The sequence below is a fragment of the Pseudomonas putida genome (genome assembly GCF_001941965.1).
Taxonomy (GTDB): domain Bacteria; phylum Pseudomonadota; class Gammaproteobacteria; order Pseudomonadales; family Pseudomonadaceae; genus Aquipseudomonas; species Aquipseudomonas putida_L.
Genome location: NZ_MKZO01000002.1, coordinates 160,028 through 176,172 on the forward strand (window position 1 = coordinate 160,028; position 16,145 = coordinate 176,172).

General features: G+C 63.8%; 14 protein-coding genes. 5 read left to right on the forward strand and 9 right to left on the reverse strand.

The features are described from left to right. Positions 1–80 precede the first annotated feature (80 nt). Entirely contained in the window at positions 81–1,286 is a 1,206-nt protein-coding gene (locus PSEMO_RS01555) for an OprD family porin (protein WP_372239088.1), read from the forward strand. Positions 1,287–1,425: 139 nt separating this feature from the next. Further along, positions 1,426–2,355: a LysR family transcriptional regulator gene (locus PSEMO_RS01560; RefSeq protein WP_075801428.1), complete on the forward strand. Its 930-nt coding sequence runs from the start codon at positions 1,426–1,428 to the stop codon at positions 2,353–2,355. On the opposite strand, the gene PSEMO_RS01565 is transcribed toward PSEMO_RS01560, so the two are convergent. Next, on the reverse strand, positions 2,341–3,030 hold the full coding sequence (locus tag PSEMO_RS01565; RefSeq protein WP_075801429.1) for a Crp/Fnr family transcriptional regulator: 690 nt from the start codon (positions 3,028–3,030) through the stop codon (positions 2,341–2,343). The genes PSEMO_RS01560 and PSEMO_RS01565 overlap by 15 nt on opposite strands. A gap of 90 nt (positions 3,031–3,120) precedes the next feature. Between PSEMO_RS01565 and PSEMO_RS01570 the strand changes: the two genes are divergently transcribed. Further along, positions 3,121–3,645 carry an Mpo1 family 2-hydroxy fatty acid dioxygenase gene (locus tag PSEMO_RS01570; RefSeq protein WP_075801430.1) on the forward strand — a complete coding sequence of 175 codons (525 nt, stop codon included), beginning with the start codon at positions 3,121–3,123 and terminating at the stop codon, positions 3,643–3,645. 111 nt (positions 3,646–3,756) lie between these two features. Here PSEMO_RS01570 and pcaC read toward each other — a convergent pair whose 3' ends face one another. The 7 genes from pcaC to pcaR all read right to left on the reverse strand — a co-directional run bounded on the left by pcaC (position 3,757) and on the right by pcaR (position 11,699). Beyond that, positions 3,757–4,149, reverse strand: a complete 393-nt coding sequence (gene pcaC / locus PSEMO_RS01575; protein ID WP_075801431.1) for a 4-carboxymuconolactone decarboxylase — start codon at positions 4,147–4,149, stop codon at positions 3,757–3,759. Positions 4,150–4,161: 12 nt separating this feature from the next. After that, positions 4,162–4,953: a 3-oxoadipate enol-lactonase gene (pcaD, locus tag PSEMO_RS01580; RefSeq protein WP_075801432.1), complete on the reverse strand. Its 792-nt coding sequence runs from the start codon at positions 4,951–4,953 to the stop codon at positions 4,162–4,164. An 11-nt stretch (positions 4,954–4,964) separates the two neighbouring features. Beyond that, a complete protein-coding gene (locus tag PSEMO_RS01585; protein WP_075801433.1) occupies positions 4,965–6,329 on the reverse strand; it encodes a 3-carboxy-cis,cis-muconate cycloisomerase in 1,365 nt (454 codons plus the stop codon). Between the two features lie 51 nt (positions 6,330–6,380). Further along, positions 6,381–7,670 (reverse strand): MFS family transporter, encoded by a 1,290-nt coding sequence (locus tag PSEMO_RS01590; RefSeq protein ID WP_075801434.1) that lies wholly within the window; start codon positions 7,668–7,670, stop codon positions 6,381–6,383. A 123-nt stretch (positions 7,671–7,793) separates the two neighbouring features. Then, positions 7,794–8,999 (reverse strand): 3-oxoadipyl-CoA thiolase, encoded by a 1,206-nt coding sequence (gene pcaF, locus PSEMO_RS01595; RefSeq protein ID WP_178391952.1) that lies wholly within the window; start codon positions 8,997–8,999, stop codon positions 7,794–7,796. A 228-nt stretch (positions 9,000–9,227) separates the two neighbouring features. Further along, on the reverse strand, positions 9,228–10,574 hold the full coding sequence (locus tag PSEMO_RS01600) for an MFS transporter (protein WP_075801436.1): 1,347 nt from the start codon (positions 10,572–10,574) through the stop codon (positions 9,228–9,230). Between the two features lie 249 nt (positions 10,575–10,823). Then, positions 10,824–11,699: a pca regulon transcriptional regulator PcaR gene (pcaR, locus tag PSEMO_RS01605; protein ID WP_178391953.1), complete on the reverse strand. Its 876-nt coding sequence runs from the start codon at positions 11,697–11,699 to the stop codon at positions 10,824–10,826. A gap of 539 nt (positions 11,700–12,238) precedes the next feature. Between pcaR and PSEMO_RS01610 the strand changes: the two genes are divergently transcribed. Together PSEMO_RS01610 and PSEMO_RS01615 are read left to right on the forward strand one after the other, a co-directional pair. Next, positions 12,239–12,445 (forward strand): hypothetical protein, encoded by a 207-nt coding sequence (locus PSEMO_RS01610; RefSeq protein ID WP_075801438.1) that lies wholly within the window; start codon positions 12,239–12,241, stop codon positions 12,443–12,445. A 327-nt stretch (positions 12,446–12,772) separates the two neighbouring features. Continuing rightward, the gene (locus PSEMO_RS01615; protein ID WP_075801439.1) at positions 12,773–14,245 is read left to right on the forward strand and encodes an inorganic phosphate transporter; all 1,473 of its coding nucleotides are present in this window, start codon (positions 12,773–12,775) and stop codon (positions 14,243–14,245) included. Positions 14,246–14,388: 143 nt separating this feature from the next. Here PSEMO_RS01615 and PSEMO_RS01620 read toward each other — a convergent pair whose 3' ends face one another. After that, the gene (locus tag PSEMO_RS01620) at positions 14,389–15,864 is read right to left on the reverse strand and encodes a helicase HerA-like domain-containing protein (protein WP_075801440.1); all 1,476 of its coding nucleotides are present in this window, start codon (positions 15,862–15,864) and stop codon (positions 14,389–14,391) included. Positions 15,865–16,145: the final 281 nt, after the last annotated feature.

Here is a 16,145-nt window from a genome sequence, read left to right on the forward strand (position 1 = left end):
CGGCTTACATAAAAACAAGAGATACATCGATGAAGAACACTCCGCACAAAGCACGACACCTGCTTCCCGGCTTTATCGCAATGACCTGCGCCCTCCCCGCCATGGCCGCCGAAAGCGGTTTCCTCGAGGACGCCAAGGCCAACCTCAACCTGCGCAACTTCTATATCAACCGCAACTTCGTCGACCCGGCCAACGCCCAGGGCAAGGCCGAAGAGTGGACCCAGAGTTTCATCCTCGACGCCAAATCCGGCTTCACCCAGGGCACCGTCGGCTTCGGCGTGGACGTCCTCGGCCTGTACTCGGTCAAGCTCGATGGCGGCAAGGGCACTGCCGGTACCCACCTGCTGCCGGTGCATGACGACGGCCGCCCGGCCGACGATTTCGGCCGCCTCGGCGTGGCCCTGAAGGCGAAGATCTCCAAGACCGAACTGAAGGTCGGCGAGTGGATGCCGGTCCTGCCGATCCTGCGTTCCGACGACGGTCGCTCGCTGCCGCAGACCTTCCGCGGTGGCCAGGTCACCTCCCAGGAAATCGACGGCCTGACCCTGTACGCCGGCCAGTTCCGCGGCAATAGCCCGCGCAACGACGCGAGCATGGAAGACATGTTCATGAACGGCAAAGGCGCCGCCACCTCGGACCGCTTCAACTTTGCCGGTGGTGAATTCACCTTCAATGAAAAACGCACCCTGATCGGCCTGTGGAACGCCGAGCTGAAGGACATCTACCAGCAGCAATACATCAACTTGGTGCACAGCCAGCCCTTGGGCGACTGGACCCTGGGCGCCAACCTCGGCTACTTCCTCGGCAAGGAAGACGGCGCGGCCCGCGTCGGCGACCTCGACAACCGCACCGCCTCGGCGCTGCTGTCGGCCAAGTACGGCGGCAACACCTTCTATGTCGGCCTGCAGAAAGTCAGCGGCGACGACCAGTGGATGCGGGTCAACGGCACCAGCGGCGGCACCCTGGCCAACGACAGCTACAACTCCAGCTTCGACAACGCCAAGGAACGCTCCTGGCAGGTGCGACACGACTACAACTTCGCCGTCCTTGGCGTGCCCGGCCTGACCCTGATGAACCGCTACATCAAGGGCGACAACGTGCACACCGCCACCGTCGACGACGGCAAGGAATGGGCACGGGAATCGGAACTGGCCTACGTGGTCCAGTCCGGCACCTTGAAGAACCTGTCGATGAAATGGCGCAACTCCACCATGCGCCGTGACTACAGCACCAACGCCTTCGACGAGAACCGCCTGATCATCAGCTACCCGTTCAGCCTTCTCTAAGCCTTGGGGCGGCGGCGGCCCTCTCTCGCCGTCGCCCGTTTTCTTATGCGCTATAGCGCTAACCAGACAAGAATTCATTCTTGGACGAAATAAGCGCTTACATTTACAACACCGGTTTTACGCACCACCGGTAACGTTCATGGATCTCCGCCAACTGCGCTATTTCATAGCGCTCAACGACCACCGCAGCTTCGTCCGCGCCGCCGAGGCCATGGGCATCACCCAGCCGGCCTTCAGCCGCAGCATCCAGGGCCTGGAACAGGAATTCGGCTGCATCCTCGTCGACCGCGGCAACAAGGACCTGCGCCCCACCCCCGAAGGCCAGATGGTCCTGCAACATGCCCTGCGCCTGGTCCAGGGCGCCAACCAGCTGAGCCACGACGTGCTGCGCATGACCAAGCTCGATGCGGGCGAACTGCATTTCGGCGCCGGCCCCGCCCCCGCTGCCGACCTTGTGCCCCGCGCCCTCACCCGCTTCCTCAAGGCCCACCCGAAGGTGCAGACCCGCCTGCGCGTGGACAACTGGGAAAACCTCAGCCGCGCGCTGAACCGCGAGGACGTCGAGTTCTTTATCGCCGATATCCGCCATTTCGAGGCCGATCCGAATTTCCAGACCCAGCCGCTGAAACCTCGTCGCGGCCTGTTCTTCTGCCGCCCGGGCCACCCGCTCCTGAAGAAGGACAGCCTGTCGACCAACGACCTGTTCGACTACCCGCTGGCCACCCCGCAGATCCTCCCCGGCGTGCGCAAGCTGCTGGCCAACCTCAGCGGCAAGACCGACTTCTCGCCCCAGGTGCAGACCGAACACCTGCCGACCCTGCTCAAGGTAGTACTTGGCAGCAATGCCATCGGCATCGGCCCGGAAGAAGCCTTCGCCAACGAGATCGCCGCGGGGGAACTGGTGGAACTGCACTGGCGCAACCTGCCGTTGAACCCGGAAAGCCTGAACGCCCGCTGCGGCATCGTCAGCCGCAGCGGCTATCGCCTGTCGCCGGCAGCACGGGCGATGATCGAGACGCTGGTCAGTCTCGATCGCCAGCCGGCAGAGGAAGCCCTAGCCCTTGGCTAGCTGTTCGAGGCGGGCACTGTCGATGATCTCGATTTCGCCATAACTGAGGCGCACGGCGCCTTCCTGCTGCAGGTTCTTGAGGATCTGGTTGGTGGTCTGGCGTGACAGCGACAGCATCAGCGCCAGTTGCTCCTGGGACAGTTGCAGGACCCGCCGCGCACCATCCACCTCGCCATAGCCGGCGGCCATCTGCAGCAGGCGGAACGCCACGCGCGGCGCGGCGCCCATCAGGCTTTGCTGTTCGAGAGCGACGAAGGCCAGGCGCAGCTTGTGGCTCATCAGCAGGGCGAACTCGCGCCAGTAGTGCGGATGTTCATCCAGCAGGCTCTGCAACGTGGCCTGCGGTACGCGCAACAGCCGGGTCGCGCCTTCGGCATAGGCATCGTGGGTGCGTGGCTGGCCGTCGAACAGGCAGATCTCGCCGAACCAGTGCGGCGCCTCGATCAGGGTCAGCAGCGCCTCCTTGCCTTCGGCGCTCACAGCCCCGATGCGGATCGCGCCGGATAGCACGGCGTAGATCCCGCAGGGCGCATCGCCGCGCTGGAACAGGCGCTCGCCGGCGGCCAGGCTCACCGGGCGAGCGGCCCCCAGCAGGCTGTCCTGCAAGGCCGGCGAGAGCTGCCTGAACCAATGACCGTGCTGCAGTTGTTCACGCCAGGCGTGGGTTTCGTTCATCCGGGGCCTCGAAAGCGACTCTGTCGGGCACCCGACAGACTGGAACGGATCCGCGGGGCATGCTGGGTCATCCCTGACGGAGGAACAACAATGAAAAACCTCGTTGAACATTTGAGTCAATATGCCAGCTACCACCGTGATCCACGCAACATCGCCACGCACTTCGTGGGGATCCCGATGATCGTCGTGGCGGTGACCGTACTGTTGTCACGGCCGGGCATCGAGCTGGGCTGGTTGTGGCTGTCACCGGCCTTGCTGGTGGCGCTGGCGTCGATGTGGTTCTACCTGCGGCTGAGCCTGAACCTCGGGCTGCTGATGACCGGCCTGTTGGCGTTGTGCCTGTGGGCCGGGAAGGCGCTGGCGCTGCAAAGCACCGGGGTGTGGCTGGGCGCGGGGCTGGGGCTGTTCTTCGTCGGCTGGGTGATCCAGTTTGTCGGCCACTATTACGAAGGGCGCAAGCCGGCGTTCGTCGACGATGTCAGCGGGTTGATCGTCGGGCCGTTGTTCGTGGTGGCAGAGATGGGGTTCATGCTTGGGCTGCTGTCTGAACTGAAGGCAGACATCGAGCGCAATGCGGGGCCGGTTTGTGTTCGGCAGAAAAAAGCGACTGCCTGATATATCTGTATTTGGCTTGAGGGCCCTATCGCTGGCAAGCCAGCTCCCACAGGTCCGGCGGTGCATGCGGTCACTGTGGGAGCTGGCTTGCCAGCGATGAGGCCCGAGAGGTCAAACCCGGGACTCGACCCCAAGCTCATCCCACACCGACTCAGCCAGGTGGAAGGTGGCATTGGCCGCCGGAATGCCGCAGTAGATCGCGCTCTGCATCAGCACTTCCTTGATCTCGTCCCGCGTTACGCCGTTGTTGGCGGCAGCACGCAGGTGCAGCTTGAGCTCGTCGTTGCGGTTCATGCCGATCAGCATGGCGATGGTGATCAGGCTGCGGGTGTGCCGCGGCAGGCCCGGACGGGTCCAGATATCACCCCAGGCATGGCGGGTGATCATTTCCTGGAATTCGCTGTTGAACTCGGTGAGGTTGCTCAGGCTGCGGTCGACATGGGCATCGCCCAGCACCGCACGGCGAACCTGCATGCCGGCGTCGTAACGTTGTTTCTCATCCACGGATACAGCTCCTCAACGGGCCAGCAGGAAATCGACGACACGACGGGTGAACGGCTCGCCCACCTCGACGTTGGACAGGTGCGCAGCATGGAACTCGGCGTACTCGGCGCCCGCCACATGCTCCTGGATGAACAGCCCGCCCGACGGCGGCGTGACCGCATCGGCAGCGCCCGAGATCACCAGCAGCGGCGCCTTGATTTCACCCAGTTGATCGCGGAAATCGGCATCACGCACGGCGGCGCAGTTGGCGGCGTAGCCCTCGGGCGAAGTGGCGGCGAGCATGTCGGTGATGCGCTTGGCCGACTCGGGATTGGCTTCGGAATACGCCGGGGTGAACCAGCGGGCGATCGAGGCATCGCGCAGGCCGACCATGGCCGCTTCACGATCACGCAGCACGGTTTCGATACGCGGGTTCCACACTTCCGGCGAAGCGATCTTCGCTGCGGTGTTGCACACCACCAGACGCTCCAGGCGCTCCGGGGCGTTGATCCCCAGCCACTGGCCGATCAGGCCGCCCATGGACAGGCCGCAGAAATGCGCCTTGTCGATCTCCAGGGCATCCAGCAGCGAAAGCACGTCGCGGCCCAGTTGCTCGATGCTGTACGGGCCTTCGCTGACCAGCGAATCGCCGTGGCCACGGGTGTCGTAGCGCAGCACGCGAAAGTGCGCGGCAAAGGACGGCACCTGGGTGTCCCACATGTGCAGGTTGGTGCCCAGCGAGTTGGACAGCACCAGTACCGGTGCGCCTTCAGGACCTTCGAGCTGGTAATTCAGTACGCCATCGGCGAGTTGTACGCTTCCCACAGCAGCCTCCTTCAGGCTTTGAATCGTTGATGTTCGGCCACCGCGCGCTCGACCCAGGCCCTGGCCTGGCCAAGGTAGTTGGCCGGGTCGAGCAGGCGGTCGAGTTCTTCGGCGGAGAGTTCCGCGGACACCTGGGCATCGTCGCCGAGCACGGCACGCAGATGACGTTGTTCAGCCACTGCGCGCTTGCAGCAGGCTTCCAGCAGATGGTGCGCATGGTCGCGGCCCAGGCGCTGGGCGAGGACGATGCTCACCGCCTCGGCCAGCACCAGGCCCTGGGTCAGGTCGAGATTGCGGCGCATGCGCTCGGCATCCACTTCCAGGCCCTCGGCGATGATCCGCGCCTGACGCAGCGCACCGGACACCAGGCAGCAGATCTCCGGCAGGGTTTCCCATTCGGCATGCCACAGCCCCAGGCTGCGCTCGTGCTCCTGCGGCATCGCCGAATACAGGGTGGCGATCAGGCCGGGAACGCGGGTCGCGGCGCCGATCAGCACCGCCGCACCCACCGGGTTGCGCTTGTGCGGCATGGTCGAGGAACCGCCCTTGCCCGGCGCCGACGGCTCGAAGACTTCGCCGGCTTCGGTCTGCATCAGCAGGCTGATATCCCGGCCCATCTTGCCCAGGCTGCCGGCGACCAGGCCGAGCACTGCGGCGAACTCGACAAGGCGGTCGCGCTGGGTGTGCCAGGGTTGTTCCGGCAGGCTGAGGTTGAGTTGATCGGCCAGGGCCTCGGCAATCGGCAGGGCCTTGTCACCCAGCGCCGCAAGGGTGCCGGAAGCGCCGCCGAACTGCAGGGTCAGCAGGCGTGGCTTGAGTTCGTTCAGGCGCTGGCGGCTGCGGTCGAGGGCGCCGAGCCAGCCGGCGATCTTCATGCCCAGGGTCACCGGCGTCGCATGCTGCAGCCAGGTGCGCCCGGCCAGCGGGGTGTCGGCATGGGCGCTGGCCTGTTTGGCGAGGACGTCGGTCAGTTGCGCCAGTTCGTCCTCGATCAGGGCCAGGGCGTCGCGCAGTTGCAGGACCAGCCCGGTGTCCATCGCATCCTGGCTGGTGGCGCCGAGGTGCACATAGCGCTCGGCTTCGGCCACGCCGCTGGCGATCACCTTGCCCAGCGCCTTGACCAGCGGGATCGCCGAGTTGCCGGCGGTACCGATGGCTTCGGCCAGGGCGGCGAAATCATAGCGTTCGGCCTGGCAGGCCAGCTCGATCGGCGCCACCACCACCGCCGGGATCACCCCGACTGCCGCTTCGGCACGGGCCAGCGCGGCCTCGAAATCGAGCATGCCCTGGACGCGGCCACGGTCGGAAAAAATCTCGCGCATGTCAGGCGCGGTGAAGTAGGCATCGAACAACTGGTTGCCCGGACGTGGTTGCATGTCAGGTCCTTCAACGAGACGCGCCCCCTTGGTCGGGGGCGCATCGGAGGGTCAATGATCGTGGTGCAGATACGCGGCCTGCTTCGGCAAGCGCAGGCTGAACAGGAAGGCAATCGCCATCATCGCGGTAACGTACCAGTAAAACGCGTTTTCAATATGCGCAGCCTTGAGGCTCAAGGCGACGAACTCCGCCGAGCCACCGAACACCGCGTTGGCCACCGCATAGGCCAGGCCGACACCCAGCGCCCGCACCTGTGGCGGGAACATCTCGGCTTTCACCAGGCCGCTGATCGAGGTGTAGAAACTGACGATGGCCAGGGCCAGGGTGATCAGCACGAAGGCCAGGAACGGACTGGTGACGGTCTTCAGCGCCATCAGGATCGGTACGGTGAAGATCGTGCCCAGGGCACCGAACAGCAGCATGGAATTACGCCGGCCGATACGGTCCGAGAGCATGCCGAACAGCGGCTGCATGCACATGTACAGGAACAGCGCGCCGGTCATGATGAAGCTGGCGGTCTTGGCGCTCATCCCGGCGGTGTTCACCAGGTATTTCTGCATGTAGGTGGTGAAGGTGTAGAAGATCAGCGAGCCACCGGCGGTATAGCCGAGCACGGTGATGAAGGCGGCAGCGTGGTTGCGGAACAGACCGCTGATGCTGCCGGCCTCCTTGTCGTTACGGGTTTCGGCACTGCTGGTTTCTTCCAGCGAGCGACGCAGCAGCAGCGAGATGACCGCAGCGATCGCACCGATCACGAACGGAATCCGCCAGCCCCAGGCGCGCAGTTCGTCCTCGGTCAGCAGTTGTTGCAGGATCACCACCACCAGCACCGCCAGCAACTGGCCGCCGATCAGGGTCACGTACTGGAACGAGGCGAAGAAACCGCGCTGGCCGCGCAGGGCCACTTCACTCATGTAGGTCGCGGTGGTGCCGTATTCGCCGCCCACCGACAGGCCCTGGAACAGGCGCGCCACCAGCAATAGCGCCGGGGCCATCACGCCGATGCTGGCGTAGGTCGGCAGGCAGGCAATCACCAGGGAACCGGCGCACATCATCAGCACCGAGATCATCATCGAATTCTTGCGGCCATGGCGGTCGGCGATGCGGCCGAACAGCCAGCCACCGATCGGGCGCATCAAAAAGCCCGCGGCGAACACGCCGGCGGTATTGAGCAATTGCACCGTAGGGTCGTCGGACGGGAAGAACGCGGGGGCAAAGTAGATGGCGCAGAAGGCATAGACGTAGAAGTCGAACCATTCGACCAGGTTGCCCGAGGAAGCCCCGACGATGGCGAAGATGCGTTTGCTGCGTTCTTCGCCGGTGTAATAGCTTGAGGTCATGACTGCATACTCCTGGAGGGTCTAACTGAGTCTAGACACACTTGGTAACACCCTCGTTCCGCAAGACAATCACCCCGGACGTTTGGCCTTGCGTGGAGGCCGCCCATCCGGGGTCAGTTGGTTTTACACGCGCTCGATGGCCAGGGCCAGGCCTTGGCCGACGCCGACGCACATGGTCGCCAGGCCTTTGCGGCCACCGGATTTCTCCAGTTGGTGCAGGGCGGTCAGGATCAGACGCGCGCCGCTCATGCCCAGCGGGTGGCCGAGGGCGATGGCGCCGCCGTTCGGGTTGACCTGCGGCGCGTCATCGGCCAGACCCAGGCCGCGCAGCACGGCCAGGCCCTGGCTGGCGAAGGCTTCGTTGAGCTCGATCACGTCGAAATCGCTGACCGCGAGCCCCAGGCGCTCGGTGAGTTTCAGCACCGCCGGGACCGGGCCGATGCCCATCACCCGTGGCGCCACACCGGCGCTGGCCATGCCCAGGACGCGGGCGCGTGGGGTCAGGCCGTGTTTCTTCACCGCTTCGGCGGACGCGAGGATCATCGCTGCGGCACCGTCGTTGACGCCCGAGGCGTTGCCGGCGGTGACGGTCTTGTCCGGGCCGTTGACCGGTTTCAGCTTGGTCAGGACTTCCAGGGTGGTGTCGGCGCGCGGATGCTCGTCCTGCTCGACGATGGTCTCGCCCTTCTTGTGGGCGATGCGTACCGGCACGATTTCTTCGGCGAAGAAGCCGGCAGCCTGGGCTGCGGCGGTGCGCTGCTGGCTGCGCAGGGCGAAGGCGTCCTGGTCGGCGCGGGAGACGTTATGGTCGTCGGCGACGTTATCGGCGGTCTGCGGCATGGCGTCCACACCGTATTGCGCCTTCATCAACGGGTTGACGAAGCGCCAGCCGATGGTGGTGTCTTCCAGTTTCATGTTGCGCGAGTAGGCGCTGTCGGCCTTGCCCATGACGAAGGGGGCACGGGACATGGACTCGACGCCGCCGGCGATCGCCAGCTCCATCTCGCCGCTGGCGATGGCACGGAAGGCGGTGCCCACAGCGTCCATGCCCGAGGCGCAGAGACGGTTGAGGGTCACGCCCGGCACGCTTTCCGGCAGGCCGGCCAGGAGCAGGGCCATGCGCGCGACGTTGCGGTTGTCTTCACCGGCCTGGTTGGCGCAGCCGAGGAAGACTTCGTCGAGCTGGTCCCATTGCACGGTCGGGTTGCGTTCGATCAGCGCCTTGAGCGGGACGGCCGCCAGGTCGTCGGCACGCACGCCGGCCAGGCCACCGCCAAAGCGGCCGATGGGGGTACGAATGGCGTCGCAGATAAATACATCACGCATCAAAGGTTCTCCTGAGGTCCGGCGCTGTGGGCGGGGCGGTATGGAGTTGAGAGTACGGCGGGGGTCGGGGCGGTTCAATCCGATAATCGGCATAGAGTTCGATTATCGAACGGATTGTTGTGATGGGCTTGAGGGCCCTATCGCTGGCAAGCCAGCTCCCACAGGGATCGCGTAACCTGTGGGAGCTGGCTTGCCAGCGATAGGGCCCTCAAGGGCAATAAAGATCAGCGATCAGGTCGCATCCGCATGGCTGACCACACCCTTGATGATCACTGCCACGGTCGCCAACCCAGCCGGAATCACCAGCGCCGTCAGCACCTGCTCGAAGTTCCAGCCCAGGCCCAGCAGGGTCGCACCCATCCAGGCACCGAGGATGGCACCGAAACGCCCGATCCCGAGCATCCACGACACCCCGGTCGCGCGCCCTTGGGTCGGATAGAACCGCGCCGCCAGCGACGGCATCGCCGATTGCGCGCCGTTCACGCACATCCCGGCGATCAGCACCAGGGTTGCCAGCAGGGTGATATTGCCCAGGCTCTGCCCTACCGCGTAGGCGAACACCCCGGCCAGCAGGTAGAAGGTGCCAATGACCTTGTGCGGATTGAAGCGGTCCATGGCCCAGCCCACGCCCACGGCGCTGAGCACGCCACCGAACTGGAACAACGCGCCGATGAAGGCGGCCTGCTCCATGCTCGCGCCACTGTCACGCATCAGGGTCGGCAGCCAGCTGGTCAGCAGGTAGACGATCACCAGGCCCATGAAGTAGGTCAGCCACAGCAGCAGGGTGCCGACGCTGTAGGTCCCGGAGAAGATCACCGCCAGCACGTTGCGGCTCTTCACGGTTTTCTGCTCCGGCACAGTGAAGCTGCTGGCCTGGGCAACGATGTTCGGTTCGATCGGCGCCAGGGTCTTGCGGATCTTGTCGACGCTGCGGTTGCGCACCACCAGGAAACGCGCCGACTCCGGCAGCCAGAACAGCAGCACCACCGCCAGCACCAGCGGCAGCAGGCCACCGATCAGCAGCAGGCTGTGCCAGCCGTAGGCCGGGATCAGCTTGGCGGAGATGAAACCACCGCCGGCCATGCCCAGGTTGAAGCCGCAGAACATGCTGGTCACCAGCAGCGACTTCAGGCGCTCAGGCGTGTATTCGGAAAGCAGCGTGGTGGCGTTGGGCATGCCGGCGCCAAGACCCAGGCCGGTAAGGAAACGCAGCACCAGCAGTTGATCGACATTGGTGCTGTAGGCCGATGCCAGGCTGAAGCCGCCGAACAGCACGACCGCGCCAACCAGCACCACCTTGCGTCCGAAACGGTCAGCCAGCGGGCCGGAACCCAGGGCACCGAAGACCATGCCGATCAGCGCGGCACTCATCACCGGACCGAGGCTGGCACGGTCGATGCCCCAGTCCTGGGACAGCGCCGGGGCGATAAAGCCCATGGCGGCAGTGTCCAGGCCATCGAGGAAAACGATCAGGAAACAGAGGATCACCACCCGCCATTGATAGCGGGACAGTGGCTGGGCATTGATAAAGGACTGGACGTCCAGGGGTGTTCCGATGGCAGCGTGCGGGCTGTTCATTATTGTTATCCGGAAATGTAGGCGAGCAGGCACGCGCGTGCCTGGGCAAAGACGATCTAGTAAAGCGGAAACGGAAGATCTAGCCAGGACGGCTATGGAAGGATGTGCGGGTCATTGGGCTTTGCCTCTCGCTCATTATTATTGACGGACCGGTCAGGCGATCCTTGCGAGGGACATTAATAAGGGCCGTGACACCGCGCAATTCGATAAACGCATCAGTGTGCGTTTATCGAACAGGTTTGCACGGATTCAGGCGAACAACTGGGTGCTGAGGTCGCGACTGGCGGCGATCATGATCGGCAGGAAACGCTGCTCCAGCTCGCTGCGGCTGACCCGGCCGGCGTGGGTGCTGACGTTGAGCGCGGCAAGCACCTGGCCCGAGGCGTCGTACACCGGCACGGCGATGGAACGCAGGCCCTGCTCCAGCTCCTGGTCGACGATGCACCAGCCCTGCTGGCGCACCACCTGCAGGCATTCGAGCAGCGCCTGCGGGTCGTGGATGGTACGGCTGGTCTTGGCCTGCAGGTCGGCGTGCTCCAGGTATTCGTGGAGCGTGGCGTCGTCCAGCGCCGCCAGCAGAATGCGCCCCATGGACGTGCAATAGGCCGGCAAGCGCCCACCTACCGCCAGATCCACCGAGATCAGCCGCTGCACCGTGGCCGAGCGAGCGATATAAAGGATGTCGTCGCCCTCCAGGGTGGCCATGTTGCAGGCCTCATGGAGCTGATCGCTCATGCGGTCCAGGTACGGCTGCGCGGACACCGCCAGCGGCGTCGAGGACAGGTAGGCATGGCCCAGGGTCAGCACCTTGGGCAACAGCGAATAGGTACGCCCGTCGGTGGTGGCGTAGCCCAGCTTGATCAGGGTATGCAGGCAGCGCCGCACGGCAGCGCGGGGGATCTCGGTCCGGTGGCTGATCTGGGCGATGGTCAGGTGCCGCTTGCGTTCCTGGAACGCCTGCACCACCGCCAGGCCGCGGGCCAGGGAAGTCATGAAATCCGGATCACCGGTAAACGCCTGGATGCGCTTGGCCGGCGACGCCACGATCGGCGGCGCCAGAGACGCAAACGAGCTGCGCACATTGTCGTTCAATCCAGTTCCCTTGGGGCTTGCTTCATCACTCATGACTCACCTCGGTCACACACTCACGGGGGCGATTATCGAACCAACGACCGATAATCGCAATTGACCAATGACCACAATTGCTTATACCTTTCCTCCGCCCTTGTGGCTTCTTGGAGAGACTGGTCAGGTACCCACCGTAGAAGTCCCGGGTACGGCCTCGCCCACCAGCGAGGCCGTTTTTCTTTCAAGACATAAAACAAGCCACTCTTGCGTACATATATTGATTCGCGGAAAAAGAAGGAAACAAACTCCCTTCTTTTATTGTCCTAGTTCTCGCACGGCGTAATTGGACGTATCCATCTTCACGACGCTTGCTATACTCAAGCACTGATGCCGCCCGCCCGGGCCCCATCAATCCGGATTCCCTGTCTGACTTGCCGAATCCCCGTGCCAGGCGCAACCCTGCACCTGCACAAGACGAAAGTCTGTTGCTGCGACAGCCTTTATCAACTCTGGCCACCGTAGCCGCGTGCGCGTTACGCAACTCCGCACTAACGCCTTCGCGAAAGCCAGCGTAACTTTGATCGACAGGTAGCACTGTGACGAAAGACGAACTGCGCGCAGAACTCGAGCGCCAGGAACAACGCTTCAAGGAAGTCTATGGTGGTGAAGTCACCACGTATGCGGCGCAACCGGAACCGGAACGCAAACCCTGGCGCAAGCGAGCCACGGTGATGGACCAGGTCTTCGCCGAAGAACTGCGCAAGATGGAACAGGAAAAGGACGAGAAGACCGAGGAGCCTTGACCCTCTCGCGACACCCTGATCCGGACCGCCACGGTACCTGTCCACGCAGGTACCCGGCTGCGCCATTACCCATTGAAGATGAAACCGTAATGGTTTCTGACAAATTTCATACGTTTGTTTGAATTTTTTCCGACATCAACAATTCATGTTTTTGTCATCAGATATCCACATTCTTGTGGGTTTTCCCTGCATTTTCTTCCACACCGCCTGTCCGGGCGAGTGAACCCAGGCCGTTTCCAAGGGCTCCACCGGTCAGCAGCCAGTGCATTGATTACGGGGGATTTCTGGCATAATCGCGCCCCCTTATGACCGGGTCAGAAAACCTTCATGATCGAATTATTCAGCGGACTTGATGCGTGGGTACTGGTGAGCCTCCTTCTCGCCTTGACCTTCGTACTCGCCTTCGAGTTCATCAATGGCTTTCATGACACCGCGAACGCGGTAGCGACAGTCATCTATACGAAAGCCATGCCCCCGCAACTGGCGGTGTTCGCCTCGGGTGTCTTCAACTTCCTCGGGGTCCTGCTGGGCGGCGTCGGTGTCGCCTACGCCATCGTCCACCTGTTGCCGGTGGAGCTGCTGATCAACGTCAACACCGGGCACGGCCTGGCCATGGTCTTCTCGCTGCTGGCGGCGGCCATCGCCTGGAACCTGGGCACCTGGTACTTCGGTATCCCGGCCTCCAGCTCGCACACCCTGATCGGTTCGATCCTCGGTGTCGGCCTGGCCAACGCCCTGCTCAATGACATTCCCCTGGGTGACGGGGTGAACTGGCAGAAGGCGATCGATATCGGCATGTCCCTGGTCCTCTCGCCGATGGCCGGGTTCCTGGTGGCCGCCCTGGTATTGCTGGGCCTGAAGTGGTGGCGTCCGCTGTCGAAGATGCACAAGACCCCGGAACAGCGGCGCATGCTCGACGACAAGAAGCACCCGCCGTTCTGGAACCGCCTGGTGCTGGTCATGTCGGCGATGGGCGTGAGCTTCGTGCACGGTTCCAACGACGGCCAGAAAGGTATCGGCCTGATCATGCTGGTGCTGATCGGCATCGTTCCGCAGCAGTTCGTCCTCGACCTGAGCAGTACCACCTACCAGATCGAGCGGACCCGCGACGCGACCCTGCACCTGAGCCAGTTCTACGAGCGCAACCACGAGACCCTGGGCGAGTTCCTGGCCCTGGGCAAGGCGGCCAAGGGCGACCTGCCGGAGCAGTTCAGCTGCAACCCGCACCAGACCGAGCCGACCATCGCCGCGCTGCAGAAATCCCTGGCCGGCGTAGCCGACTACCACTCGCTGAGCCCGGAAACCCGCGTTGAAGTGCGTCGTTACCTGCTCTGCCTGGACGACACCGCGAAGAAAGTCGGCAAGCTGCCGGGCCTGGAAGCCCGCGAGAAGTCCGACCTGGACAAGCTGCGTAAGGACCTGACTGCAACCACTGAATACGCACCGTTCTGGGTAATCCTGGCGGTCGCCCTGGCCCTGGGCCTGGGCACCATGGTTGGCTGGAAGCGTGTGGTCTTGACCATCGGCGAGAAGATCGGCAAGCAGGGCATGACCTATGCCCAGGGCATGTCGGCGCAGATCACTGCGGCGTGCGCCATCGGCATGGCCAACATCTTCAGCCTGCCGGTCTCGACCACTCACGTCCTGTCGTCCGGCGTGGCCGGGACCATGGTCGCCAACCGCAGCGGCCTGCAAGGCGGCACCGTGCGCACCATCCTGCTCGCCTGGGTCCTGACCCTGCCGGCGTCGATGGGCCTGGCGGCCGGGTTGTTCTGGTTGTCGACGCGGTTTGTTGGCTGATTAGAAGAAGGCGCCTCTCCAGGCGCCTTTTTTATTGCTCTTGAGGGCCTCATCGCTGGCAAGCCAGCTCCCACAGGTCCTGCGGTGCATGCGGTCCCTGTGGGAGCTGGCTTGCCAGCGATAGGGCCCTCAAGAACAACACATCACTTCCGCTTGCCACCCAGCAAAGACCCCATCAATCCCCTGACCAACTGCCGCCCAAACTGATTGGCCGCCTGCCGCACCGCCGACTTGATCGCCTGCCCCGCCGCGCTCTGCAGGAAGTCCCCGGCCTTGCCCGCCAGACTGTCCTCGTCCTTCTCCGCCTTGCCCGCCGCTACCGGCGTCTCGCCCTTGCGCGCCATGAGGATTTCATAGGCCGACTCACGGTCGATCGGCTTGTCATAGCGCCCGGCCAGTGGCGATCCGGATACCAGCGCCGCCCGCTCCGCCTCGCTCAACGGTCCGATCCGCGACTGCGGCGGGGCGATCAGCACGCGCTGGACCATTTCCGGCGTCCCCTTGTCCTGCAAGGTACCCACCAGCGCCTCGCCAATGCCCAACTCGGTCAGCACCGCCAGGGTGTCGAACGCCGGGTTGGGCCGGAACCCGTCCGCCACCGCACGCAAGGCCTTCTGTTCCTTGGCGGTGAACGCCCGCAGACCGTGCTGGACCCGCAAGCCCAACTGGGCCAGCACGTCATCCGGCAGGTCACCGGGCGACTGCGTCACGAAATACACGCCCACACCCTTGGAACGAATCAGCCGCACCACCTGCTCCAGCCGGTCCTGCAACGCCTTGGGCGTGCCGTTGAACAGCAGGTGCGCCTCGTCGAAAAACAGCGCCAGCAACGGCTTGTCCGCGTCACCGCGCTCCGGCAACTGTTCGAACAACTCCGCCAGCAACCATAAAAGGAAGGTGGCATAGACCTTGGGCGACTCGTGGATCAAACGGCTGGCATCGAGCAGGTGAATACGTCCGCGCCCGTCCGCCCCCGGCTGTAACAGGTCTTCCAGTTGCAACGCCGGCTCGCCGAACAGCGCCTCCGCGCCCTGCTGCTCCAGGGTCGCCAGGCGCCGCAACAGGGCCTGGCTGGAACCGCTGGTCATCAGCGCGGCATCCTCGCCGAGCACCTGGGGGTTGTCCTTGAGATGCCCGAGCAAGGCCTTGAGGTCCTTGATGTCCAGGAGCAGCAGGCCCTCGCGATCGGCCACCTTGAACGCGGCATACAGCGCCGCCTGCTGGCTGTCGTTCAGCTCCAGCAGGTTACCCAGCAACAGAGGGCCCATTTCACTCAGGGTGGTGCGCAATGGATGACCGGATTGCCCGTGGATATCCCACAAGGTCACCGGATACGCCTGGGGCCGATGATTCAGCCAGGGCATCCCGGCAATCCGCTCGGCTACCTTGCCCCGGGGATTGCCCGCCGCGCCAAGACCACAGAGGTCGCCTTTCACATCGGCGGCGAACACCGCCACGCCGGCATCGCTGAACACTTCCGCCAGGCGCTGCAGGGTTACGGTCTTGCCGGTGCCGGTGGCACCGGCGATCAGGCCATGGCGGTTGGTCAGGCGCAGGGCCTGAGCGACCGGCTGTCCATCAAGGTTGGCGCCGAGCACGAAGGGGGTGGAGTCCGCCATGTTTTTTCATCCTCCATTTAAAGCTTTTGTGTGAGTCAGCCGATATCAAAGTGTGATTGATCGCTCAAAAAACAGGAAATCCCCGATAAGGATATGGGAACTCTCTCTGATCTCATCAGCGACTCCGTGCGAACCATCCGGATATTCAAGACCTTAGGGATGCTCCGATCAACTTGTCGTGCAGCCGCGGCAAGTTGCAATTTTCCAGGCACCTACAGCGTCATTGGACGAAAAGTGACCGAAAAATCATGTACGGAGAGCTTTTTCGACCGGTTCTCCGT

Coding starts and splice junctions, on each gene's coding strand:
- PSEMO_RS01560 (WP_075801428.1), top strand. CDS start 1,426: ATGGATCTCCGCCAACTGCGCTATTTCATAGCGCTCAACGACCACCGC.
- pcaR (WP_178391953.1), bottom strand. CDS start 11,699: ATGAGTGATGAAGCAAGCCCCAAGGGAACTGGATTGAACGACAATGTG.
- PSEMO_RS01565 (WP_075801429.1), bottom strand. CDS start 3,030: ATGAACGAAACCCACGCCTGGCGTGAACAACTGCAGCACGGTCATTGG.
- PSEMO_RS01555 (WP_372239088.1), top strand. CDS start 81: ATGACCTGCGCCCTCCCCGCCATGGCCGCCGAAAGCGGTTTCCTCGAG.
- PSEMO_RS01615 (WP_075801439.1), top strand. CDS start 12,773: ATGATCGAATTATTCAGCGGACTTGATGCGTGGGTACTGGTGAGCCTC.
- PSEMO_RS01585 (WP_075801433.1), bottom strand. CDS start 6,329: ATGCAACCACGTCCGGGCAACCAGTTGTTCGATGCCTACTTCACCGCG.
- PSEMO_RS01590 (WP_075801434.1), bottom strand. CDS start 7,670: ATGACCTCAAGCTATTACACCGGCGAAGAACGCAGCAAACGCATCTTC.
- PSEMO_RS01600 (WP_075801436.1), bottom strand. CDS start 10,574: ATGAACAGCCCGCACGCTGCCATCGGAACACCCCTGGACGTCCAGTCC.
- PSEMO_RS01570 (WP_075801430.1), top strand. CDS start 3,121: ATGAAAAACCTCGTTGAACATTTGAGTCAATATGCCAGCTACCACCGT.
- PSEMO_RS01620 (WP_075801440.1), bottom strand. CDS start 15,864: ATGGCGGACTCCACCCCCTTCGTGCTCGGCGCCAACCTTGATGGACAG.